General features: G+C 43.6%; 22 protein-coding genes. 5 read left to right on the top strand and 17 right to left on the bottom strand.

All coding sequences use genetic code 11. The features are described 5' to 3' along the window. Nucleotides 1–354: 354 nt before the first annotated feature. The 3 genes from BMY62_RS11600 to BMY62_RS11615 form a co-directional block, all read right to left on the bottom strand. Entirely contained in the window at nt 355–741 is a 387-nt protein-coding gene (locus tag BMY62_RS11600; protein ID WP_090660016.1) for a response regulator, read from the bottom strand. 1,202 nt (nt 742–1,943) lie between these two features. Then, nucleotides 1,944–2,738, bottom strand: a complete 795-nt coding sequence (locus tag BMY62_RS11610) for an inositol monophosphatase family protein (RefSeq protein WP_090660022.1) — start codon at nt 2,736–2,738, stop codon at nt 1,944–1,946. A gap of 2 nt (nt 2,739–2,740) precedes the next feature. Further along, the gene (locus BMY62_RS11615; protein WP_090660025.1) at nt 2,741–3,298 is read right to left on the bottom strand and encodes a thioredoxin family protein; all 558 of its coding nucleotides are present in this window, start codon (nt 3,296–3,298) and stop codon (nt 2,741–2,743) included. Nucleotides 3,299–3,471: 173 nt separating this feature from the next. Here BMY62_RS11615 and BMY62_RS11620 point away from each other — a divergent pair, with 173 nt between their 5' ends. The 4 genes from BMY62_RS11620 to BMY62_RS11635 all read left to right on the top strand — a co-directional run bounded on the left by BMY62_RS11620 (nt 3,472) and on the right by BMY62_RS11635 (nt 6,665). After that, the gene (locus BMY62_RS11620) at nt 3,472–4,215 is read left to right on the top strand and encodes a 16S rRNA (uracil(1498)-N(3))-methyltransferase (RefSeq protein WP_090660028.1); all 744 of its coding nucleotides are present in this window, start codon (nt 3,472–3,474) and stop codon (nt 4,213–4,215) included. 78 nt (nt 4,216–4,293) lie between these two features. Continuing rightward, on the top strand, nt 4,294–5,646 hold the full coding sequence (argA, locus tag BMY62_RS11625; RefSeq protein WP_090660030.1) for an amino-acid N-acetyltransferase: 1,353 nt from the start codon (nt 4,294–4,296) through the stop codon (nt 5,644–5,646). A gap of 84 nt (nt 5,647–5,730) precedes the next feature. Next, nucleotides 5,731–6,003 carry an oxidative damage protection protein gene (locus BMY62_RS11630; protein WP_090660033.1) on the top strand — a complete coding sequence of 91 codons (273 nt, stop codon included), beginning with the start codon at nt 5,731–5,733 and terminating at the stop codon, nt 6,001–6,003. A 17-nt stretch (nt 6,004–6,020) separates the two neighbouring features. Beyond that, the gene (locus BMY62_RS11635) at nt 6,021–6,665 is read left to right on the top strand and encodes a CYTH domain-containing protein (protein WP_090660036.1); all 645 of its coding nucleotides are present in this window, start codon (nt 6,021–6,023) and stop codon (nt 6,663–6,665) included. A 120-nt stretch (nt 6,666–6,785) separates the two neighbouring features. Here BMY62_RS11635 and fba read toward each other — a convergent pair whose 3' ends face one another. The 10 genes from fba to aroA form a co-directional block, all read right to left on the bottom strand. Then, nucleotides 6,786–7,850, bottom strand: a complete 1,065-nt coding sequence (fba, locus tag BMY62_RS11640) for a class II fructose-bisphosphate aldolase (RefSeq protein ID WP_090660039.1) — start codon at nt 7,848–7,850, stop codon at nt 6,786–6,788. Between the two features lie 110 nt (nt 7,851–7,960). Next, nucleotides 7,961–9,424: a pyruvate kinase gene (gene pyk / locus BMY62_RS11645; RefSeq protein ID WP_090660042.1), complete on the bottom strand. Its 1,464-nt coding sequence runs from the start codon at nt 9,422–9,424 to the stop codon at nt 7,961–7,963. Nucleotides 9,425–9,442: 18 nt separating this feature from the next. After that, nucleotides 9,443–10,621 carry a phosphoglycerate kinase gene (locus BMY62_RS11650; RefSeq protein ID WP_090660045.1) on the bottom strand — a complete coding sequence of 393 codons (1,179 nt, stop codon included), beginning with the start codon at nt 10,619–10,621 and terminating at the stop codon, nt 9,443–9,445. Between the two features lie 172 nt (nt 10,622–10,793). Continuing rightward, nucleotides 10,794–11,795 (bottom strand): type I glyceraldehyde-3-phosphate dehydrogenase, encoded by a 1,002-nt coding sequence (gap, locus tag BMY62_RS11655; protein WP_090660048.1) that lies wholly within the window; start codon nt 11,793–11,795, stop codon nt 10,794–10,796. A 64-nt stretch (nt 11,796–11,859) separates the two neighbouring features. After that, nucleotides 11,860–13,875: a transketolase gene (tkt, locus tag BMY62_RS11660; protein WP_090660051.1), complete on the bottom strand. Its 2,016-nt coding sequence runs from the start codon at nt 13,873–13,875 to the stop codon at nt 11,860–11,862. 611 nt (nt 13,876–14,486) lie between these two features. Beyond that, complete coding sequence (locus BMY62_RS11665) at nt 14,487–14,693, bottom strand: LapA family protein (RefSeq protein ID WP_090660054.1); 207 nt, start codon at nt 14,691–14,693, stop codon at nt 14,487–14,489. Between the two features lie 126 nt (nt 14,694–14,819). Further along, nucleotides 14,820–15,104 carry an integration host factor subunit beta gene (locus tag BMY62_RS11670; RefSeq protein ID WP_090627731.1) on the bottom strand — a complete coding sequence of 95 codons (285 nt, stop codon included), beginning with the start codon at nt 15,102–15,104 and terminating at the stop codon, nt 14,820–14,822. 9 nt (nt 15,105–15,113) lie between these two features. Next, complete coding sequence (rpsA, locus tag BMY62_RS11675; protein WP_090660056.1) at nt 15,114–16,823, bottom strand: 30S ribosomal protein S1; 1,710 nt, start codon at nt 16,821–16,823, stop codon at nt 15,114–15,116. Between the two features lie 125 nt (nt 16,824–16,948). Continuing rightward, entirely contained in the window at nt 16,949–17,629 is a 681-nt protein-coding gene (cmk, locus tag BMY62_RS16540; protein ID WP_305728783.1) for a (d)CMP kinase, read from the bottom strand. A gap of 9 nt (nt 17,630–17,638) precedes the next feature. Continuing rightward, nucleotides 17,639–18,952 (bottom strand): 3-phosphoshikimate 1-carboxyvinyltransferase, encoded by a 1,314-nt coding sequence (aroA, locus tag BMY62_RS11680; RefSeq protein WP_256207580.1) that lies wholly within the window; start codon nt 18,950–18,952, stop codon nt 17,639–17,641. Between the two features lie 351 nt (nt 18,953–19,303). Between aroA and BMY62_RS11685 the strand changes: the two genes are divergently transcribed. Next, the gene (locus BMY62_RS11685) at nt 19,304–19,558 is read left to right on the top strand and encodes a hypothetical protein (protein WP_256207581.1); all 255 of its coding nucleotides are present in this window, start codon (nt 19,304–19,306) and stop codon (nt 19,556–19,558) included. Nucleotides 19,559–19,671: 113 nt separating this feature from the next. On the opposite strand, the gene BMY62_RS11690 is transcribed toward BMY62_RS11685, so the two are convergent. From BMY62_RS11690 to BMY62_RS11705, 4 genes are all read right to left on the bottom strand, one after another. Continuing rightward, nucleotides 19,672–22,206, bottom strand: coding sequence for a DNA topoisomerase III (locus BMY62_RS11690; RefSeq protein WP_090660059.1), 2,535 nt, complete (start codon nt 22,204–22,206; stop codon nt 19,672–19,674). A 145-nt stretch (nt 22,207–22,351) separates the two neighbouring features. Further along, nucleotides 22,352–22,810, bottom strand: coding sequence for a Smg family protein (locus BMY62_RS11695; RefSeq protein WP_090627737.1), 459 nt, complete (start codon nt 22,808–22,810; stop codon nt 22,352–22,354). A gap of 165 nt (nt 22,811–22,975) precedes the next feature. Continuing rightward, nucleotides 22,976–24,076 (bottom strand): DNA-processing protein DprA, encoded by a 1,101-nt coding sequence (gene dprA / locus BMY62_RS11700; RefSeq protein WP_090660062.1) that lies wholly within the window; start codon nt 24,074–24,076, stop codon nt 22,976–22,978. A gap of 129 nt (nt 24,077–24,205) precedes the next feature. Further along, a complete protein-coding gene (locus BMY62_RS11705; protein ID WP_090660065.1) occupies nt 24,206–25,243 on the bottom strand; it encodes a LysM peptidoglycan-binding domain-containing protein in 1,038 nt (345 codons plus the stop codon). Nucleotides 25,244–25,280: the final 37 nt, after the last annotated feature.

Genomic DNA, 25,280 nt, shown 5'->3' on the forward strand with positions numbered 1-25,280 from the left:
TACTTGTTAATTAATACTACCTTCTCTTGTCTCTAATACTAATTAATTAGTACTGCTCTTTTTACAACAGCTCAAGCGCCTTACAAAGACTCTTCATACGCTGCGTCCCACAGGCTAGTCGACCTTACACCATAAAGTCAAGTCATTTGTCATAAAATCTCCACTCGAACCATAGGGATTTGGAGAAAACATAGTACATTCACAAACATAATCATGTCGTTATCATACTCAACCATTTTTTCTAATTTTATAAATCTATTTGTATCGACTCAACTGAATGACCCATGAAACACACGACGCCCGACCATGTTATTTATGACAACTGACAGCCTAATTTTATAGATTGTTGCCGAATTACAACGTATGCATTTTGATGGTTTGCATTAATTCTTCTTTTGTAAAAGGCTTAACCAGGTATTCATTTGATCCTGCAATACGACCTTTTGCCTTGTCGAACATTCCATCCTTGCTCGATAGCATAACGACAGGTGTAGACTGAAATCGTGGATTTTGTTTAATTAATTGGCATGCTTGATATCCATCAAGCCGAGGCATAACAACATCAATAAAAATAATATCAGGATGACTTTCTACAATTTTAGCCAACGCATCAAAACCATCTGAAGCCAAAATAACCTCACATCCACAACCATTTAAAAAAATCTCAGCACTGCGTCTAATTGTGTTGCTATCATCAACAATAAGAACTTTAATACCCTTCAATGATCCTGGATCATTCACCCGAACACTCCTTCTGCTCTTAAATTGCGGAACTGCCTATATATAAATAGGTTTGTTACATTTTTTCAGCGCCACAAGAAAACAAGTTGATTTCGAAAAAATTATTCTATTCATAAAATTCAAAACAACAACCAGCTATGTAAAATTTCAATTCCGACAAATCGGAATCCAAGGCTATTGATAAAGGCTGCAACAAAAAAAGACAGTAACTTTATTCAGCCCGCTCAACTTCATGAGCAAAATCATCGTAACCATACTGATGAAATAGAAGAAAAAATACTAATATCCTCAAAACCACACGAATGTTGCACATTCAGGCATAGTTAAATACTTATGCACAAGCTCAATGCAAACATAGAAACTTCCAACACATTAAGAATCAATTTTTAATTGATTTATTTTTCCACAGTCAATTAACTGATTCGTTAGTATACGGATTCACCTTTCAATTGCATTCGATAAGTGCTATACCTATACTTCATTGACTTTATTGGCATCGAAGACCGTATTCCTATTAATACAGCTGTACCACTTGATCGACCCATGGCGGTAATATTTTAGCCAGCAGTTTCATGTGCTGTTAACAGAATCATCGGTTCTTATTTATTATTCATCAGCAAAAGCATGATAAGGAAAAATCGAGCAGTGACTTCTGCAGACAAGCGTTATATCTGATGGAGTTGGTCGGGTTAGTTTAAACCCTGTCACAAGGACCAGTTAGAAAAAATCCGATTCTTATGATCCAGCCAGACAGGATATGCCAAAATACCCCCGTAATAATTGAAGATGAAACAACAAACGGGTGAGCAAGATAGGCATCATCCAGATCATCATTCAATGAATAATGAACGATTCAATTCGGTACCCGAAAGCGCCCCCGGAGTTGTCCATCCATAGTTTCAAATCTTGGCTGATCTGACGACAATCCAATCAAATACTCAGTCACAGCCGTAATATCTGTCTACTATTCAGCATTATTATTCCCTTGGCTGCCAATGCCTGCCTCCCGAAAAGCTGGCGGCATCGTTTATATATTTAAAAATAACGCGTTGAACATTTACTCCGGAAAAGTAACCAATATGAATATTTTCATCCAGAATGACTTTTGCGCTTTGCCAGAAAAAGTCTGCGCAATAAACCACTGCCCTTATTGAGCAGACATAACGCAATCCCATGGAAGGTTACTACAGCGACTCATGAACTTATTGATGTTCACGTACCCATTTACGCCATTGCACAAACAAATTCGCATCCAATGCTGCAACAACAGAACGCCGCCACGGTGAACCCGCCCAATAATCATCATACTCAAAACCAGACATGGCCCCTCCTGCTTCTTCCAATATCAAGCTGCCAGCTGCATAATCCCATGGTTTCTGTCCACCATGTAGATACAAATCAAAAAAACCAGCTGCGGTATAACACCATTCTAGTGCACACGCCCCATAATTACGTTGCGAGGCATACGGTGGGTTCGCTGCAATCTCTATTGCAAGCTTTTTGTGCAATCGTTTTAAATCAACATTGGCGATTGCTGTAGACAATGTGGACGCATGCTGTTTGATTGGCAAACGTTTATCATTCAGAAATGCTCCGCGTCCACGCTCGGCATAAAACATTTCATTCGTCGCAGGATTGTAAATAACACCTAATACACTTTTACCCTGCCTCATCCAGGCAACTGAAATAGCAAAATAAGGCAACCCATTGAGAAAATTTGATGTACCATCAATCGGATCAATGCTCCACAAACCGTCAGATTCCCCATTGATCCCCTGTAACCACTGTGCGCGCTGTTCATCCTCTGACATTTCTTCGCCCATTACAGCGCCAGGTCTGATTGCGCGAAGCGCGTCGAATAAGGCAGCCTGCGCCGCAACATCAGCGTCAGAATAACTGCTGCCATCTGTTTTTATCCGCCTGGCAACCTGTAAATAACGCGGCATGACTTCTTCACGCGCAACCTTCCTGACAGCAGCAATCACATCGTTTAGCACGTTTACTCTGTACGCCACTTGATTGAGCAACCGATACTGGGTATCTGGTCTTCAGGGCCTCTGCCCGTTCTGGCAACCTGTAGCATGCCTTCAAACAAATCTCTCCGCACGTCTGGCGCAGCTGCTTCTTTGCGCGAAGCATCAAGACGGCCGCGATACTGCAGCTCCAGCGCACCGTTAAAACCAAAAAAATCAGGCGTACACACTGCCCCGTACGCCTTGGCAATTTCTTGTGTCTCATCCCACACATATGGGAATGGATAATTTAACTCCTTGGCAATGCGCACCATATTATCGAATGAGTCTTCAGGGTAGTCTGCAGGATCGTTCGACATGATCGCAATAGCATTTATACCATATTGTTTCAATTCGTTGACATCCCGAACCAGTCTATCCTGGATGGCCTTCACATACGGACAATGGTTGCAAATAAACATCACCAGCAATCCTTTTTCACCTTTAGCCGAATTCAAGTTATGGCGTTTTCCATCAACCCCTAATAAATCAAAATCTATCGCTTTCCAACCAAATTCACATACAGGTGTCTCTAAGCTTGCCATGCTAAACATTCTCCTTAATATCAATTGTACAATTCTAGTTCAAACGGCCATATTCTGATTTACCAGCAATACCTGCCACACCTTTGACACGCGAAGCAAATCATATGGCTAATCGTGGTATATTAGCATGAGTACACACATTGCTTTCGTTACTTATTACATCAATCCGGATTATGCCACCCCGTATTTTTCATACCGGTGATATTTCTGTAGGACAAACTCTTGAACTAGCAACAACTGCAGGCCATCATGCTACCCGAGTACTGCGTGCCAGAATAGGAGATTCTGTTACCCTGTTTAACGGAAAGGGCGGGGAATTCCTTGCACGGATTGTAAGTGCTCAAAAGCTCGTCACCACGGTTACCGTTGACGAATTTATCGCAACTGAACGCGAATCTTCGCTTACGATTGAACTTGCACAAGCGCTTTGCGTCAATGAGAAAATGGATTTGATCATACAAAAATCCGTTGAGTTAGGCGTCTCTAGTCTTCAGCCAATTATTACTACTCGAAGTATTGTACGACTATCCGACGAGCGTGCCAAAAAACGACTTGAGCATTGGCAGCGCGTCATCATCTCCGCCTGCGAACAATGCGGTAGAAATTACGTACCGACAATTTCTCCCTTGGTTTCTCTGGTAAAGTGGATCGACACTAAAACTAGAACCGCATCTGATCATCTGGGTTTCGCGCTTTCAGTAACGGGAAATACCAGCCTAAAAGATTTGCCTATACCACGATCGACCCCACACCTGTCTTTAGTCGTAGGTCCGGAAGGCGGGTTCACGACAGAAGAAGCAGCAATTTTAGAACAAGCAGGATTTTTGTCACTACGTTTAGGAAATCGAATATTGAGAACGGAAACCGCAGCCATGGCAGCAATCGCCGCATTGCAAATGCAATGGGGCGATTTTTAAATTGATTTACTCAACATGTCTTGCGCTAAGATTATCTATCCAGATTTTTAATCTTTAAAGTTATTAGAACTGATTTCCATGAAAGTTATTGCAAATTTTGTCGCCTGGTTTCGCTCCGCGGCACCATACATCCATTCCTTCAGAGGAAAAATTTTTGTCATTGGTATCAGTGGTGAAATGGTTACTGATGAAAACTTTATTTTTTTTATTCACGACATAAATTTACTGGCCAGCCTTGGTGTTCGACTGGTATTAGTGCATGGCGCCCGTCCGCAGATCGTTCAACGGTTGAACGAGAACCGATTTACAATTAATTCAGCAATGGGCATTGACATCACCGATACCGCCTCGTTACAGTTTGCAAAAGAAGCGATCGGTCGTACCCATCTAGAAATTGAAGCGCTGCTATCCATGGGATTACCTAATTCACCCATGGCCAATGCAGCCATTCAGGTAGCCAGTGGCAACTTTATTACTGCCTGCCCATTCGGTGTTATCAACGGCGTGGATTTCATGCATACGGGTAAAGTTCGCAAAGTCAATGTTTCTGCTATTCAGAACAGTCTGAATCAAGGTAATGTAGTATTAATTTCTTCGTTGGGTCATTCACCTACTGGTGAAATTTTTAATTTAACCATGGAAAATGTGGCAACTGAAGTGGCCAGTGCCCTGCATGCTGAAAAACTTATTTTTTTGCTTGATTCGCTTGATCACCATGACGAATCAAGGAATGATGAAAAACCATCTTTGCCACGAGAACTAACCGTTGCTCAATGTAGAATGCTTCTTCAGAATTCTGAAAAAACCGTTTCCGACTTGAACGCAGAAGTCTTGAAATTGTTATCATGTGCTATTCAGGCCTGCGAACAAAACGTTGCTCGCACCCATCTTGTCAATCGCCACACAGATGGCGCCATTTTGAAAGAATTATTCACCCATTACGGTATCGGCTGCATGATATCCCGGGAATCGCTTGAGTCAATCCGCAAAGCACATATTGATGATGTTGGCAGCATTTTACAATTAATCGAGCCACTTGAGACAGAAGGGATACTAGTCAGAAGAAGTCGGGAGTTGCTGGAAATAGAGATTTCCCGTTTCATCGTATTTGAACATGACAGCATGATTATTGGCTGCGCTGCGTTATATCCATTTTCCCAGGATGGGATTTGTGAACTGGCATGCCTAGCCGTTCATCCTGCTTATCGTAGTTTAGGATATGGTAATCGTTTGTTGAAAGCTGTCGAGGAACTAACCATATCTCAAGGTCATGACAAGCTTTTTGTATTGACTACACATGCAACTCATTGGTTTATCGAGCACGGATTTCACGAAGTATCACTGGCAGATCTACCCAAGCTCAAACAAGATTTATATAACTACAAACGTAAATCCAAGGTATACATGAAATCGCTTAATCAAAGCGGCTAAAACCAAACTTGTATTAACTGATATTTACTCTGATCATCGAAACCACCATAATTACATGTTTTCGATTTGTTAAGGTGTTAGCGAATGACAAGAACAGTTTATTGCGTCAAGTTAGGTCAGGAAGCGAAGGGACTGGATTTTCAACCATACCCGGGGGAATTAGGCAAACGCATTTTTGAAAATATCTCTAGAGAAGCATGGGATGAATGGATCAAGCTTCAGACCATGTTGATTAATGAGAACCGGCTCAATCTTTCCGACAGTAAAGCGCGACTATATCTTGCCGAACAAATGGAGGCCCATTTTTTTGGTCAGGGTATCGAACAACCAGACGGTTATGTATCACCGGAAAGCTGAAACAGCTTTGTCCTGTCATGTCCACTGAAGTCGAACTCAAACTGCGCTTTCCGCAGCAGTTTGCGGTACAAATCAAGCAGCTGTCTTTATTAAATACTTTCAGTATTGCTAAACCATACCAGCAAAACCTGTATAGCGTTTACTATGATACGCCTGATTTCATATTAAAAAATAACCGCATTGCACTCAGGCTGCGCCAAGAGGGAGAATGCTGGATTCAGACAATCAAAAGTGGCGGCACGATTTGCGATGGTCTGCATCAACATCGTGAATGGGAGTATCCAACTACTGACGGCAAACTTGATTTCACGCAACTACCTGATCAAAGGATCAGATATTTTTTTTCTGACCAGAAGCTTTGCCAGTCGTTACAGCCAGTTTTTGTAACTGACTTCGAACGAACCACCTATTTGCTTGAGCCTGCAAAAAATTTCAAGCTCGAGCTTTGTATTGATGAAGGGTACATTACTATAAACCAATTTGATTCAGATATTTCAGAACCGATTTGCGAAATCGAACTGGAATTGAAATCCGGCAGCAAAGCACAGTTACTCCAGTTTTCAGAGACATTAATGAAATACAGCCCCTGTCCGCTTATTCCGGAAAACAAAAACAAAGCAATCCGGGGTTATGCTTTACTTTTGCAAAAACCAGACTCCTAATACAAACCGGAGAATCCAAAACATAAGTTATGGATTCTCCGATAATTCCTCATTTTCACGCAAGATGGAAAAAATTTGGCGTGAAAATCTAACTTCCAAAAAATTTGGGCGTTACTCTTGTCACTTGATAACAGGATCTAGTTCACCCTTAGCATAACGTGCTGCCATATCATCAAGTTGAATTGGTTTAATTTTGCTTGCTTGTCCGGCACAACCAAATGCTTCGAAACGTGCTTTACATATCGCCTGCGCTGCAACAGTCGCCTCCTTGAGAAACTTACGTGGATCAAAATTACCTTTATCCTGATCCAGGTGTCGTCGAATTGCACCCGTCATCGCTAAACGAATATCAGTATCTATATTGACCTTGCGTACGCCATTTTTAATACCTTCCTGGATTTCTTCGACTGGCACACCATAAGTTTCTTTGATGTCGCCGCCATATTTACGGATAATTTCCAGCCAATCCTGTGGTACGGAACTGGAACCATGCATAACTAAATGAGTATTTGGAATACGCTGATGTATTTCCTTGATACGATTGATTGCAAGAATATCCCCCGTTGGTTTGCGGGTAAATTTGTAAGCACCGTGCGAAGTACCGATTGCAATCGCCAGTGCATCCACACCTGTTTTCTTTACAAAGTCAGCAGCTTCTTCAGGATCTGTCAGCAACTGATCGTGAGACAGTTTTCCTTCAGCGCCATGGCCGTCTTCTGCTTCACCCATACCGGACTCCAAAGAACCCAGACAACCCAATTCTCCTTCAACAGAAACTCCCACCGAATGTGCGATACTTACGACCTCAGATGTCACATTGACGTTGTACTCATAGGATGCCGGCGTCTTTGCATCAGCTTCCAAAGAACCATCCATCATGACACTTGAAAAACCACTGCGAATCGCATTAACGCAAACAGAAGGAGATGCACCGTGATCTTGATGCATCACAATTGGAATATGCGGATACGCCTCAACTGCCGCTGCTATCAAATGACGTAAAAAGGGCTCACCTGCATATTTTCTGGCGCCGGCAGATCCCTGCATGATCACTGGGCTATCGCATTCATCAGCCGCCTGCATGATTGCATGTATTTGCTCGAGGTTGTTTACATTGAATGCGGGCAATCCATAATCGTTCTCCGCAGCGTGATCCAATAATTGTCTTAATGATACAAGTGCCATTTATCTCTCCTTCACAAGATTTAAAAATATGTTTAATGGTTCGGTCTATATATCAATTATTAATACTTTTACATCTGACAAAACGGCCTGGCATGCATAATACCCATCGATTATGCATTTTCCATGATCGTCTCTTCTTCTTTTGTAATACTTTCACCTACTTTGATTATTTTCATCGTATTGGTTCCTCCCGCTTTACCGATTGGTTCACCAATAGTCATCACCATGATATCCCCGTTACGCACGATTCCTCTATTAAATAACTCCTTTTCAGCAAGCTCGAGAATTTCTTCGGGGTCATTAAGCCCATCTCCGAACTCGACCGGGTAGACACCCCTGAACAGCGTAACCTTGCGGCGGGTACTTTCGTGCGGACTCAACGCTACAATAGGTACCTTGGAACTTCTGCGAGACATGAGTAATGCTGTCTCACCACTTTGGGTCAGTGCGGCAATAGCCCTAATCTTTAGACCTGTTGCTGTAAACATGGTGGCCCGGGCGATTGCTTCTTCTATCGAAGCGGGGGGTCTAACTGGCTGGCGCCTGTCGACATTTACAAGATATTCCTTTTCCGCTTCCAGACACACGCGCGCCATCGCCGCAACTGATTCAATTGGATATTCTCCAGCTGCCGATTCTGCCGAAAGCATGACAGCATCGGTACCATCCAGCACTGCATTCGCCACGTCAGAAACTTCTGCACGGGTCGGGATTGGACTTGTTATCATTGATTCCATCATTTGTGTTGCAGTAACAACCACCTTGTTATTGCTTCGCGCCGCACGAATCATTTTTTTTTGGAGCGCAGGTACTGCGGCGTCTCCAACTTCAACTGCGAGATCACCTCTTGCAACCATAATTGCATCGGATGCGTCTATGATGTCATCTAACGCCAAAATTGCTTCTGACCGCTCTATTTTTGCCATGATCAGGCTTTTTCCACCAGCCGCTAACATCATTTCGCGAGCATTTCGTATATCATCCCCTGAACGTACAAAAGAAACAGCTAAAAAATCAGCATTCATTTCAGCGGCTATTTTAATGTCTTCCACATCTTTTGCTGTCAATGCAGGCGCACCCAGCCCACCACCTTTGCGATTGATTCCTTTATTATTTGACAGCACACCGCCCTGTTCCACGACGCAAAAAACCTGATTATCCTGGACTTTGGTCACAGTCAAAACAATGCGACCGTCATCCAGCAACAAAGTTGCCCCGGATTCCACGTCATTTGGTAATTCTTTATAGTCAAGACCTACTCTTTCTTGGTTACCCAACGCGCAGGCAGCATCCAGGATAAACGGGTCGCCGATTTTCAGCCTGATTCTACTCTGTTCAAATTCACCAATACGTATCTTGGGTCCTTGAAGATCTACCAGAACCCCCACTGTTCTTCCAAGAGATTGAGCAATCGAGCGCGTCAATTCGGCATGTTTCAGGTGTTGTTCACGAGATCCATGCGAGAAATTGATCCGCACCACATCCACCCCCGCCTGTATCATGCGTTCAAGCACTTTAGGATTCGCACAGCTTGCAGGGCCAAGTGTGGCAACAATTTTTGTTCTGCGGATCATTACGGTAATTTTCTGCGATTATCTGGCGCGCAGCTCAAGGATTTCTACAGCCGGCAGTTTTTTACCCTCCAGAAACTCAAGAAACGCGCCGCCGGCAGTTGATATATATGACACCTTGTCATATATATTGTATTTTTGAATTGCTGCTATCGTATCGCCACCACCTGCAAGTGTAAATGCATTCGTATCCGCAATAGCCCGTGCGATTTTCTCAGTACCCGCACCAAATTGATCAAACTCGAACACGCCTACAGGTCCGTTCCAAACCACGGTACCCGCATTCATGATAATGTCAGCAAGAGCTTGCGCGCTTTTAGGTCCAATATCAAAAATCATATCATCATCAGCAACGGCTTCTGAATCTTTTAAAATCGCAGGTTCATTTGAATCAAATTTTTTTCCAACCACTACGTCAACTGCAATGGGTATGGATGCATTACGTTTGTTCATCTTTTCCATGAGCGATCTGGCTGTGGGAACAAGATCATCTTCACATAATGATTTTCCGATATTTTTTCCAGTCGCTTTTAAAAACGTATTTGCTATACCTCCGCCAACGACCAGCTGATCGACTTTTTCCGACAATGATTCAAGCACGGTCAATTTTGTAGATACTTTCGATCCGCCCACGATAGCGACCATGGGTCTTGCCGGATCATGAAGCGCTTTTGTCAGCGCTTCCAACTCTTCAGTCAATAAAATGCCTGCACAGGCGACAGGAGCATACTGAGCTATACCATACGTTGAAGCTTGCGCCCGATGAGCGGTACCAAATGCGTCCATAACAAATACATCGCACAGGCTTGCATATTTACGTGCCGTTTCATCCGAATTTTTTTTCTCGCCTTTATTAATGCGACAATTTTCCAATACAACCAGTTCGCCTTCCGCGACTTCAAAACCGCCCTCCACCCAATCTTTTATCAAGCGTACAGATTTATTTAATCGGGCAGCGATATTATCAGCAACAGGCTTCAGAGAGTTTTCTTCAGACCACTCTCCCTCTTCCGGACGTCCTAAATGAGACGTCACCATTACTCTTGCACCGGCATTCAGACAAAAATTGATTGTAGCCATCGAGGCGGTAATACGCGCATCCGATATCACCTTACCTTCTTTGACAGGCACATTCAGATCAGAACGAATAAAGACACGTTTTCCCTTGAGATCAAGGTCTACAAGTTTGATAACAGACACGGCGAACTCCAGATTTATCCTAAAATAAATAAAGGATAGCTTTTGCTACCCTTTATTATTATCAATTCACGATCTTAACCGCTTGGCAGATTGAAACCGATAATTTACCGAGTATCCTCAGGCATCGTCGATTACCTTCTTTTCTCTGCCAAGTCACGGCATATAATATTAATTACTTGTCGGCAATGGTGCGCACCATTTCCAACAGCTTGGTCGAATAACCCCATTCGTTATCATACCAAGCGACTACTTTTACGAAACTTCCATCTAATGCCATCCCCGCTTCCGCATCAAAAATCGATGTACAGCTTTCACCACGGAAATCGGTAGAAACAACCTTTTGATCGGTATAGCCCAAAACACCTTTCATTTCACCTTCTGAGGCGTCTCTCATGGCTTTACAGATTTCGTCATATGACGCATCCTGTTTCAACTCAACTGTCAGATCAACCACAGACACATCAGATGTCGGCACGCGAAATGCCATACCTGTTAATTTCTTGTTTAATTCAGGAATAACGACACCAACCGCTTTGGCTGCGCCAGTCGATGAAGGAATAATATTTTCAAGAATACCACGACCACCACGCCAGTCTTTATTAGAAGGGCCATCGACCGTTTTCTGCGTAGCCGTAGCTGCGTGAACTGTTGTCATCAAACCGCGTTTAATCCCAAATTTATCATTCAATACTTTGGCTACAGGCGCTAGACAGTTTGTTGTACATGAGGCGTTGGAAACAATGGTTTCGCCATTATACGTCTTATCATTAACACCATACACGAACATGCGTGTATCATCCTTTGAAGGCGCAGACATAATGACTTTCTTCGCGCCTGCAGTCAGATGTTTTTGACAGGTTTCCTGTGTCAGGAAAAGGCCCGTTGATTCAACTACAACATCTGCGCCCACTTCATTCCATTTTAATTCGGTAGGATCTTTAATGGCTGTTAGTCGTATACGTTTGCCATTCACGATCAGTGTATTGTCTTCAACCGATACTTCCCCCTGGAATCGCCCATGAACCGAGTCATGTTTAAGCATATAAGCAAGGTAATCCGGTTCCAGCAAGTCGTTAATCGCAACCACCTCAATATCAGGAAAATTCTGTACCGCTGAACGAAATACCATTCGCCCAATACGACCAAACCCATTAATACCCACCTTTATTGTCATACCTAAAAACTCCTTCATTAAAAATCTATTATGCGCACATATATAAAGTCTTAATCAAATGCTGTTAAAGCACTCCCTTAACTGTTTTAACAACATTAGCAACAGTAAATCCAAAGTGCTCAAATAAAACATTTGCTGGTGCCGACTCGCCAAAGGTATCAATACCGACAACATCGCCTTCCAAACCCACATATTTACGCCAATAATCCGTCACTCCTGCTTCAATTGCCACGCGCACTATATTACGAGGCAATACACTTTCCCGATAAGCCTGGTCCTGACGATCGAATAATTGTGTACATGGCATGGAAACCACTCTTGCATGTATACCTTCTTTCACCAGTGCTGCCTGTGCCTGCATCGCCAGTCCAACTTCCGAGCCTGTTGCAATCAGGACTACTTGAGGCTGTCCGCCTTCAGCTTCTGACAAGACATAGCCTCCTTTATCAATCAGCTTGATCGTTTCATCGTCCCGTTTCTGAAACGGTAGATTCTGTCTGCTGAATATTAATGTGGATGGACCAGTTGTTCGTTCTATCGAGCGTGCCCATGCAACCGTTGACTCAACGGTATCACAAGGTCGCCAAACATCCATATTTGGGATCAAGCGCAATGTTGCAGTTTGCTCTACAGGTTGATGTGTTGGCCCATCTTCCCCAAGACCGATCGAATCATGCGTAAATACAAACAAATTGCGAATTTTCATCAGCGCAGCCATACGCAGCGCATTGCGCGCATATTCTGAAAACATCAGGAAGGTCGCACCATAAGGAATCAATCCTCCGTGCAATGAAATACCATTCATGATAGCGCTCATGCCAAACTCACGCACGCCGTAGTAAATATAATTCCCCCCCGATTCGCTGCTCACACCTTTCGATCCTGACCATAATGTCAGATTTGAACCAGCCAAATCAGCAGAACCCCCTATTAGCTCGGGCACTATTGGTGCCAAGCCTTCAATTGCATTTTGAGAAGCTTTCCGGCTGGCAATAGTTTCCGCTTTACCGTTAACTTCGTTAATCACAGCATCAACATGGCTCGTCCAATTGGCAGGCAATTCGCCTGCCATGCGCCGTTTGAATTCAGCAGCCTCAGACGAATATTTTTTTTCATACTCTGCAAATTTCTGATTCCATTCAGCTTCAAGCTTCTTGCCTTTTTCCCGCGCATCCCATGCACTGTATATCTCATCAGGAATTTCAAAGGGCGGATGATGCCACCCAATATGAGGTCTTGCAGCTTCAATTTCCGCATCACCAAGTGCAGCGCCATGGACGGCATGTGTATTGGCCAGATTGGGTGATCCGAGACCAATAACAGTCTTACAACAAATCATGGTAGGTTTGTCGTTGACCTGCTTGGCAGCTTCTATTGCTGCTTCAATTGCGACAGGATCATGACCATTCACATCAGGTACAACATGCCAACCGTAAGACTCAAATCGTTTGGGCGTATCATCAGTGAACCAGCCTTCTACATGACCATCAATTGAGATACCGTTGTCATCATAAAAACAGATTAGCTTTCCCAATCCCAGCGTGCCGGCCAGCGAACACGCTTCATGGGAAATGCCCTCCATAAGACAACCGTCCCCCAAAAAGACATACGTATAGTGGTTGACAATGTCAAATCCCGGACGATTGAACTCAGCAGCCAGTATTTTTTCTGCAATCGCCATTCCGACGGCATTAGTGATGCCTTGACCCAATGGCCCAGTTGTTGTTTCAACACCAGGTGTATAACCATATTCCGGGTGCCCCGGCGTTTTGGAATGAAGTTGACGGAATTTTTTAATTTCTTCCATCGGAAGATCGTAACCCGTCAAATGCAGCAAAGCATAGATCAGCATGGAGCCATGACCATTTGACAATACAAAACGATCACGATCAGCCCACTTGGGATTTTTAGGATTGTGCCGGAAATGATGTATCCACAATACCTCAGCGATTTCAGCCATCCCCATTGGCATACCGGGGTGACCCGAATTGGCTTTCTGCACGGCATCCATGGCCAATGCCCTTATCGCACTGGTCATATTCTTAAACACCGGCTCATCAAAATCTTTGAATGTATCCATTGATACGTACTCCCTTTTAATTATTCCTTTTATATTTATAAATCTCTAAAAACCTGAATTCTTCGTGTAAGAATTAAACGCTGGTATGTACTATTGCACAATCCTGAACACCAACATTTGCACACGCCGGCCCATGTAGCCAAAACGAATATTATCGCTTAAGATGATTGATGAGACAACAACTAAAAGCTTAATTTAATGAAATAAATTAAAGCGACCGCTCCACTGGAAACCATCAGTAAATTGTGGTCTTTAAAAAAGCATTATCAATACTTATGGAACAAGTATTTCTGCCAGGTTCTATGTCGGCGAGTATTAATAATATTCAGTTCGGCAGTAAACCTAGACAGGATTACCTTCCATTCCGGGTCAATCAGCTAAATTACTCACAACAAAATCGGTGTGAAGCACCTACAGAAGCATGGATTTAGAATTATCAAGAATCAAGATGTCATATTTATTAGAACATGCTGTTTGTTTTGTTCTCCATGATTTCTGCTCAGCGCGTTTGACTTATTGCTGTCTGCCATGAACATTCAGACGTATCCAGCTACCACACAGCGAACTGACCATTTTCAGACAGACGGCTTTTTTAGATAGCAGGCAAATTATTATTTATTGATGTTTGTTTTACGCAATGTGGCAAGTAGCGTCAGGAAAACGCCCAGGGAAAAAGCAACTAATATAACAACACTTAAAGGCAATTCAATTGATTGATCGTAATAATAATTCAACATTATATTTTCAGAATTATTCACAGAAAAACAAACCAGCCCTACAAATATGATTAATCGCAAAAGCCAATTTATGATATGCATGTTAGTTTAACCTCGACAGGTTTTTTTAATCGATTCCTATTGCATCGTATTTGTACGAAACTTGACTGATTTATCAAGTGTGATCAGCCTGATTATTATCAGATCAGGCTGATCACACAATTCACATTAGCTCCTATAATCGACGCGCTCTCTCATTTCCTTACCGGCTTTAAAATGCGGGACATACTTTGCAGGTACGTGCACCTTTTCGCCAGATTTGGGATTTCTGCCTATTCTGGGCGGTCTGTAATTCAGATCAAAACTTCCAAACCCACGAATTTCAATTCGCTGACCCTCAGCCAGGCTCTTGGCCATTGCATCGATGATCATTTTGACAGAAAGCTCGGCATCTTTTGCTACGAGTTGCGGAAATCTGGCCGCAAGCCGTGAAATCAATTCAGATTTCGTCATGAATATTCCTTATTGCTCTGTGTTTTTACTATCCATTTTAGCTTTAAGTAAAGCACCCAGACTTGTAGTTCCTGCATTTACAGGCGCTTTGATCTTTTGCATTGCACTGGTTTCATCCGATTTATCTTTCGCTTTGATTGATAAATTGATGGCGCGGTTCTTGCGATCAATATTGACGATCATTGCCTCTACTGTTTCTCCTTCTTTTAAGTGAGTACGGATGTCTTCAACTCGATCACGTGAAATTTCCGATGCACGCAGGTAACCTTCCACTTCTTCCGTCAAAGTAATTACCGCACCTTTTGCGTCGATTGATTTCACAGTACCCTCAACAATACTGTTTTTATCATGCACCGCAACGAAGCTGTTAAACGGATCATCTTCGAGCTGTTTGATACCAAGTGAAATTCGTTCACGCTCAACATCGATGGACAGTATTACCGCTTCTACTTCATCACCTTTTTTATAGTTACAAACCGCATCTTCGCCAGGCTGATTCCACGACAAATCCGACAAATGCACCAGCCCATCTATATTACCGGGCAATCCAATAAACACGCCAAAATCGGTAATAGATTTGATTTGCCCTTTAACTTTGTCCCCTTTTTCGTGATTCATGGCAAACTCTTCCCACGGATTCACTTGGCACTGTTTCATGCCCAGAGAAATACGGCGACGCTCTTCATCAATCTCAAGAATCATCACTTCGACCTCATCGCCCAGCTGCACTACTTTCGACGGGTAAACATTCTTGTTCGTCCAATCCATCTCTGATACGTGCACCAATCCTTCAATGCCTTGTTCTATTTCGATGAAAGCGCCGTAATCTGTCAGATTGGTCACTTTTCCGAATAAACGTGTACGCGGTGGATATCGGCGTGACAGTCCCACCCAAGGGTCTTCGGTCAACTGCTTCATACCGAGTGATACGCGGTTTTTTTCCTGATCGAACTTGAGAACTTTTGCAGTTACTTCATCACCGATACTGACTACTTCTGACGGATGTTTGACGCGGCGCCATGCCAAATCCGTAATATGCAGCAAACCGTCTATACCGCCCAAATCAACAAATGCACCATAATCAGTGATATTCTTGACTATGCCCTGCACTACCGAACCTTCTTCCAGGCTAGCCAGCAATGACTCGCGATCTGCTCCCTGCGTTTCTTCAAGAACAGCACGCCGTGAAACCACTACGTTATTGCGCTTGCGATCCAGTTTGATCACCTTGAATTCCATCTCCTTATTTTCGTAAGGAGTGGTGTCCTTCACAGGACGGATATCGACCAGCGATCCTGGCAAAAATGCCCGTATGCCATTGATCATGGCTGTCAGGCCACCTTTCACTTTACCATTAACCATACCGGTTACAATTTTACCGCTCTCCATGGCCTCTTCAAGCTCATGCCATGCGGTCAGACGCTTGGCTTTGTCGCGAGACAAACGCGTTTCTCCATAACCGTCCTCTAGTGTTTCGATCGCCACACTGACAAAATCGCCGGGCTTTACTTCAATCTCCCCTTTGTCATTTTTAAACTCCTCTACAGGAATGTAGCTTTCTGATTTCAAACCAGCATTAACAACAACAATATTATAGTCAACACGAACAACCTCAGCTGTGATGACTTCGCCAGCACGCATTTCCTGGCGCGCAAGACTCTCTTGAAACAGATCTGCAAAACTTTCTGAGGATTTTGTTACGGTGGAAGCAGTAGTCATTATAAAAAATACCTGATGTTTCTCTTCTAAAGTCAGAAGATTGGGTTAGTTAATAATATTTGTCTGAAAATCCAGTACCTGTTACAGGGTAAACAAATACTGAAAAACAAGCACATGGTATATTTTCAAACACTCTCGTCAGCACAGCATTCCCGGAACCATTCAAGTACACGGTTCTGTGCCTGCAAAATAGAAAGCGAGGTTGTATCAAGCAACCTCGCATCTGCATTCTTCTGCAAAGGCGCCACTCCACGCTTTGAATCACGCGCATCGCGTTCTTGAATATCCTTTTGCAGTTCGGCTATGTTAGCATTTAATCCTTTCTCTATCAACTGCTTATAGCGCCTTTGTGCACGCACCTCGGGACTAGCTGTCAAAAATATTTTCAACAAGGCATCCGGAAATATTACCGACCCCATATCGCGTCCGTCAGTAACTAGACCAGGCAGCTTCCTGAAAGCACGTTGCCGCGAGATCAATGCTTCTCTTACCGCAGGATAAGAAGCCAGTTGCGAAGCCATATTGCCACATTCTTCGGTACGAATTTTTTCAGTAACCTGTTTTTTTTCAAGATAGATTTCTTCGTCTCTGAAAACAACATCCAGGTTTATGGCAACAAGTGCCAGCTTTTTTTCATCAGTAGACATAACACCGGACTGCAGCGCTTTAAGAGCTACTAGACGATACAAAGCTCCACTGTCCAGATAATGAAAGCCAAGCTCCTTGGCCACCAGATGCGCCACTGTACCCTTACCGGATGCCGAAGGACCGTCAATTGTTATGACCGGGACTCTGTTTAAACCCATACTTTCCATTTATTCCTTAAAACACACAATTCGTTTAAATTGATCAAAATATTCCGGAAAAGTTTTCTTTACACAATCTGGATCATTAATACGCACAGGGACTCCAAAAGCCGCCAGAGAAAAACTCATCGCCATACGATGATCATCATATGTATCGATAGCAACACCGGCAGCCAAACTATTTTCAGGCGGTGTTATTCGCAAATAATCATGACCTTCTTCTATGCCCGCCCCCAGCTTTTGAAGCTCTTTCGACATTGCCGCAAGCCTGTCAGTTTCTTTTAAACGCCAGCTTGCAATATTTTTAAGGGTTGTCACACCTTTTGCGAATAGCGCAGCCACTGCTAGTGTCATCGCTGCATCCGGTATATGATTACAATCTAATTCTATTGCTTGCAAAGGGCGGCGCGCTGTTCCATTCAGCGGACAACTTGCTTCAATCCAGTTCGTACCCATACGAATATATGCACCCATTTTTTCCAGAGCCTCGGCAAATTTCACATCACCCTGAACACTCTCGCTCCCCACACCCTGAACACGCACAGGGCCACCACCAATTGCACCTGCAGCGAGAAAATACGATGCAGACGACGCATCCCCTTCGACAACGATTTCGCCGGGACTACAATAATGCTGATGTGCCTGCAATACAAAACGCCGCCATGCAGTCTGTTCTACAAGAACACCGAATTTGCGCATCTGTGCAAGCGTCAATGCCACATAAGGCTGCGAGATTAATGTACCGGAAACTTCAATCGTTATTTTTCTCCCGGTAATTGGAAGCGCCATTAGCAAACCTGTCAAATATTGACTGGATACATCGCCCTTTACAGTCAAATGAATATCTTCATGCTCCAGTGCAACCGGATTAATTTGAAGTGGAGGATAACCCGGGTTTCCAAGATAGGTTATATTCGCGCCAATTTGACGCAGGGCATCAACCAAATCACCGATTGGTCGCTCGTGCATACGTGCAACACCTGATAGCCGGTAGTGCCCGCTCATCAGAGCCAACACCGCAACCAGTGGACGATAAGCTGTACCCGCATTACCCAGAAATAAGCTTGCCTCTTTCTCCCTAAAATAGCCGCCGACTCCGGTTATGCGATAACTGTTTTCACTGGTTTGCGAAATACCCACACCCAGCTTGGTTAACGCTTTCAGCATATAATCAGTGTCATCCGAAACGAGCAAATCACGGACATGTGTTATTCCGTGCGCCAGTGCGGCAAGTAACAAAATACGATTGGATATACTCTTTGAACCAGGTAGCTGAATCGTGCCTTGCGCCATTCTTATAGCCGGCAAATCAAGCCAGTTCATGACAATTCATAAATAAATAAAAGGATGGATAATAACGCATATCGTGTAATAAACATATTTTTATCAATCGGCAAACTATTCAAGGAGAATGATAACGATCAGGATTTTACATGCCATCAATTTTTCAAATGCTCTGATTCGCGCCAAATAAAACGCCACAATACTATTTTTCAACTTACCCTGTTTAGGGTAATCTATTGTTAAATTGCTTTACAATTTGCTTTCCAAAACCTGGGAAGTTTATGATTCTAGCATTTGTATACAGCGTCATAAAAAGCAGCATGCGCCAATACAAACAAAAAAAACAGAAACAATAATGTCATAACAACACAACACTTGAAGAGGATTGACATGTTTTACATGGAAGATGCAGAAATTGCTTTAATGTTTTCACTGCTAGCCATTCCTGTTGCTATCTGGCTGCAGCTATGGGTAAAAAGCCGAAAGGAAAGCCGTAGAAACATCTCGGGTGATGAGGAATTTGAAAATACTGGACGCGCCTTTTTTTCCATTATAGTGGAAGGAACAGCCGTCATTGGCGGCCTGATAATGATCATTGTAGCTTCAGGTGGCGTAATCAAATATATTATTAATTTTTACACATAATTCCCATCTACTGAACCCGGCATCCGGATAATATATTGCCACGTGCCGGGCACATATCTCGCGCAGATATCAGCAATGAAGGCGATTTGGATAGATCCATTCTGGCGCAGTGCCTAAGTTTCTTTACTTGTTCTTGCTGACCGCCCGACTTGCTTTTCTTTGACCTTATCCTTTGTTTTAGCTGCTGTTTCCTTTTCAGCCGTTTTGGATTTTCTCTGCTCAAACTCAAATCCGATTTTACCGTCAGAATTTATGACAAGGTACGCCGAGAAGGGTCTGCCTTTTTTAGATATGAATTTTGTAAGCAAATCCGTTTTTCCTGTTCCAAGTAGTTTTGTAACCTGTTCCGGCTCAATCGAGCGTTCCAGAATAATCTTTCCCATTTTAAAGCTACAAGACCTTGAAGCGCCCACCGCATGCTCACATAAGTAGTAAATACCATGTTCATAGACATCATGCTGACATAAAGGGCATTTTCCGAGCGGTGTTTGATTTGAGAAATCTACAGATTCCTGATCTTCTTCATTATTTCCGAAATCAAACTTCATTTCAAAATCGTCTGTCAGTTTAATATTGGCATTGAACAATCGCCCCATTTTGCTGCGAAATCCCTGCAACGGCCCGACTTCTTTTTGCGTAATTAATGTTTCCATTTCATCGATCTCGAACTGGCGTCCGGCCAGTATCTTCCAGACCGCAAAATCACATTGCTGACATTTGAACTTTTTGTATGTCTCCTGCACCACCCCTCCGCACTTGGGGCAGGGTGATTTCAGTGTAGCAAAATCACCTTCTATCGTTTCGCCACGATGGGTTTTTGCCTGTTCGACGATATGCTTCGTCATTCCTGCGATTTTTTCCATAAACGCGCTGCGTTTTAACTCGCCTTTTTCTATCTGTCGCAGCTGAAATTCCCAGTTACCTGTCAATTCGGGTGAAATCAGCTCTGGAATTTTGAGGCCTCGCAGCAGTGTAACCAACGAAAAGGCTTTTGCAGTCGGATGCAGTTCGCGACCAACCCTTAACAGATAATTTTCCGAAACCAATCCCTCAATTATTGCGGCCCGCGTCGCAGGTGTACCCAGACCCTTGTCACTCATTGCTGCTCGTAATTCTTCGTCCTCCACCAGTTTACCTGCACCTTCCATAGCCGAAAGCAGCGTTGCTTCTGTGAATCTGGCAGGCGGACGTGTCTGGTTGGCGATAATGGTGATCTCTGAAGTTGTCACGGGCTTCCCGGGATTGACCGCTATCAACGATGAATCATGTTCGGCGTTACCTTGTAGCGTCTTACCATAGACTGCCTGCCACCCGGGATTAACCATAACTTTTCCTTCGGTTTTGAATGGCTCTTCTTCAACGCGGGTTATCCTCGTGGTTATCAGAAATTCTGCTGCAGGATAAAATATCGCAATAAAACGTTTTGTTACCAAATCATAAAGCTTGGCCTCAGCTTCGTTGAGTTTCTTGGGATTGAGCAAGGTTGGAATAATGGCAAAATGATCTGAAATCTTGGCATTATTAAAAATACGCTTATTGGGTTTTATCCAGTCTGCACGCAGCACCTGATTAGCATGTTCCCCATATGCGGTATCTTCCAAATTAGCCATGGTATCCCTCACAGTCTCAACATAATCCTCTGGCAAAGCGCGCGAATCAGTCCGCGGGTAAGTCAGAACTTTATGTTTTTCATACAGCGCTTGCGCCAGCCCCAGTGTCGCCTTGGCCGAGAAACCAAAGCGGCTGTTGGCATCACGCTGTAGACTGGTCAGATCATACAGTAATGGACATGTTTCTCTGGATGGTTTACTTTCCTCTGTGACAACACCCGCTTTTCCCTCACACTTGACTCTAATAGACTCGGCTTTCTTTCTATCCCAGATACGATCCGGCTTGAGCTCAGCGTTTGCCTTATCTTTCTTGAACGTCTCATCAAACCACTTACCAAAATAACTGCCATTCTCTGTTGCAAATTCGCCTTGTACCTCCCAGTAGTCCTTTGGCTTGAATTTCTTGATTTTTTCTTCACGCTCAACAAGAATCGCCAGGGTCGGTGTTTGCACGCGACCAACTGTCGTTTTGTGGAACCCGCCTTCCTGAGAATTAAAAGCGGTCATGGCCCGCGTACCATTAATACCAACCAGCCAGTCAGATTCAGAACGGCTGACCGCTGCTTCGGCCAGAGACTGGACTGCGGAATTTTCCAGAAGGTGTGAGAATCCTGCCCGAATAGCATCAGGCGTCATGGATTGCAGCCAAAGCCGTTTAATCGGTTTTTTAGTACCGGTATGTCGAACAATATAATTAAAAATCAGTTCACCTTCGCGACCCGCATCACAGGCATTGATAATAGTGTCAACATCCTTACGCTTGATCAGTTTAGTCAAAAGCTTTAACCGCGCTGCAGTTTTCTCGATAGGATTCAGATCAAAATGCGGAGGTATTACCGGCAGATTTGCAAAACTCCACTTACCTCGCTTAACTTCATATTCCTGAGGAACAACGAGTTCCAACAAATGACCAACCGCCGATGAAACAATGTATGCATCGCTCTCAAAATAATCAGTATGCTTCGTAAAACCGCCCAGGGCGCGTGTAATATCAGTCGCAACGGAAGGCTTCTCTGCGATAACCAGCGATTTACTCATGGCTTCCTCTCATGCAGGCGAGAATTAGCCATACTTTTAACAAAAACGTTTTCACGTTCAGATTTGAAATAGCCTTTGCAGAGCAGATACATTACTGAAAAAACAATTTTTTCAAACGAAATGACTAACAACATAAAAAGCAGGACTAATGCTTAAAGTGTGTGTCACTCACAATTAATAATTTTTCCAGCACGGCATCATCTGAAAGTTGATTTTGCACCCATAGCTCTGTCAGAACAATTAATTTGATTTTATCCAGGCTCGATGAGTCTTCGTCCATGGCAATGACACGGTCAATCAACAACTCTCGTTGCAACGGATTAATAATTTTGGCGTGTTCAAGAAAGATAATAAAACCGCGTCCTTCAGTATCAATTTTTTCCATCTCATGCGCGCTAAAGCAGCGAAATGAGTCGTTTTCTGCCAAAGAAGCAGGATAATCACCAGTATCTTGACGCGCCAGCTCTGAAAGCCAATCCAGTGCCTGATGTATTTCCTCATCATCAAAACCGGCCAACACCAGTTTACGCGTCAATGTCTCAGAGTCAGGATAACTTCCTGAATCAAAATAATTTTCAAAGAGATAATACAATATATCAAACATTATTTAATTTCAAAAAATAATCTATATTTACAGCGACAACACCTTGGGTTACAGCTTGTGCCACGAGCACGGATCTGTCAATTGTCCGACCTGAAACATAAACGAAAAATTCAATCATTAATCTTTTTCTTTTATTCTTTACGTATCTTACTTACAAAGCTTAACCTATTTAGCAACTCTTTGATAACACCCGCCGGGAAGACTGGCTATCTGGCCATCAAGTTCAAGTGTTAATAGCATGGCGGATACAGACTCAACCGTCAAGCCACTGCGCACACATAATGTATCCACATCAACTACATCATGCCCCAGACACTGCAGCAGCCATGTATTTTCATTTGTTAAATCAAGATCTGCAGTATCATTTTTTTCATACTGCCTTTGATCAATGGCCGGATAATTCAGTTCATCCAGAATATCCTGAATACTTTCAACCAGCTTGGCACCTTCCTTGATGAGTGCATGACACCCTTTTGACAGCGGAGAATGAATAGAGCCTGGTATGGCCAGCACTTCTCGTCCCTGTTCAAGCGCTTGCCGTGCCGTGATCAATGAGCCACTACGCATTGCGGCTTCGACAACGAGACATCCCTGACTCATACCACTGATAATCCGGTTTCTTCTGGGAAAATTTTTACCAACGGGCGGCGTTCCAAGCGGCAGTTCCGAGATCAGCGCGCCATCTTTCGCCAGTTGATGTGCAAGCGAATGATTTCGTGCCGGGTACACAATATCAAGTCCTGTACCTACAACTGCTATACTGCCCGCAGCGCCTCGCAGACCGCCGCGATGCGCCGCGGTATCTATACCCAGCGCCATACCGCTGACTATACAGATTCCTGCATTACTGATAGATTCAGCAAAGGCCTCTGCATTCGACAAACCCTGTGGTGTTGCATTACGGCTTCCAACCATCGCTAATGATGACTTCTTCAACAGCTCGCGCCTGCCCTTGAAATACAGTATTGGTGGCGGATCGGATATATTCAGTAATTGAGCAGGATAATCCTGGTCAGCCAAGGTGATAACCGAATTTGTCGCATTTTCAAGCCATGCTAGTGTAGCAGTCACTTTATTTGGGTCCGGACCATCTTTGATATGTCTGGCGACCGATTTTTTAACCACACTCTCAAGTGCCTTTACAGGGGCGGATAAAACGGCCTCAGGCGAACCGAATGCAACCAACAGCCTTCTTATGGATTCATCACCAACACCTTGAATAAGGCAAAGTTGCAGCCAAAATTCAATATCGGTTGCATGTTTCATATCATTGCTTTGCACAGAAAAGCCGTTTCATCTAAATAACGATGGCTTTTAGTATTCCTGCAACAAAGTTCTGCTGTCAAGCCTGATTCAACAGCTTCAAGAATCCTGATTCAGATAACGTTATTCAGATCATGGATTCTTTACTGCATCCAGAATTTTGATAGTGCCCGTGCTGCGGACGACAAGCGCGTACGACAACTGATCAAATACCCTGAACACAAAAACCAACCCGGTGCGCTCCTCAGGCAATTCAATCATTTTTCCATCCGGCAAACGCGTTTGGCTTCTACGAAAGACGGCGAGAACGTGTCCCATTTCCAGGCCATCCCGCATACCCTTATTCAATGTAACGATAGCTCCTCTGCTGATCTCCGTGACTCCTCCATACACAGAAATTATGCGTCCAGCAATAAAGGAATCAGGCGCGTGGGGTGCATAATTATTAAATATAAGCCCGGGTGCTGGAACCAGCCGATCGCCCTTGAGGATTTCCTGTGTAGAATGTGTAATAACTGCGGTACTGATTTCATCAAATACTCTAGCACTGGCGTTACCCAGGTACTCCGCTTCAAATCCTATCACTTGATTATTTTGATCTGGATCTTTCAGTGCTTTACCAGATCTAAAGATCTGCCATGCCTTACCCAGATGATCCGGCATATTGGCAACATACACAGTATTGCCTGTACTTAACACAACCCGATTATCACTGGTACCCAACAAATACGGAGCATTCGCCAAACCATCCCTATCAACCACAAGTGGCTGGCTCAGGAACGGTTCAATAACTGCTGCGGGGATACTGGGTATGGCATTTGATTGAGCTTGATCAATTCGTATTCGTGGCGATAACTTAACAGTTCTTTGGTCTCCCTTGCCCTGAATAAGCTGCAGGCGATTCCCTTGCAAGGACTTTTCCAATATGATCGTATCACCCGGGAAAATTTTATGCGGATTTTTTAATTGGCTGCGATTAAGTCCCCAAATTTCAGGCCAGCGCCACGGCTCTTTCAGAAATCGTGCCGCAATGCCCCACAAAGTATCACCTTCGACCACTTCGTACCGGTGCGGCACATCGCTTTTTAACATGCTATTATCTACAGCTTTCGCAGACAAAGCGGTCAGCAGGCTGAGACACATAACCATCGATATAATAAGCTTTCGCATGAATTACCTCGGAGACAGAAAAGAATTTCAATGAGTA

Origin of the sequence: Nitrosomonas marina (assembly GCF_900111605.1) — a bacterium.
Classification (GTDB): domain Bacteria; phylum Pseudomonadota; class Gammaproteobacteria; order Burkholderiales; family Nitrosomonadaceae; genus Nitrosomonas; species Nitrosomonas marina_A.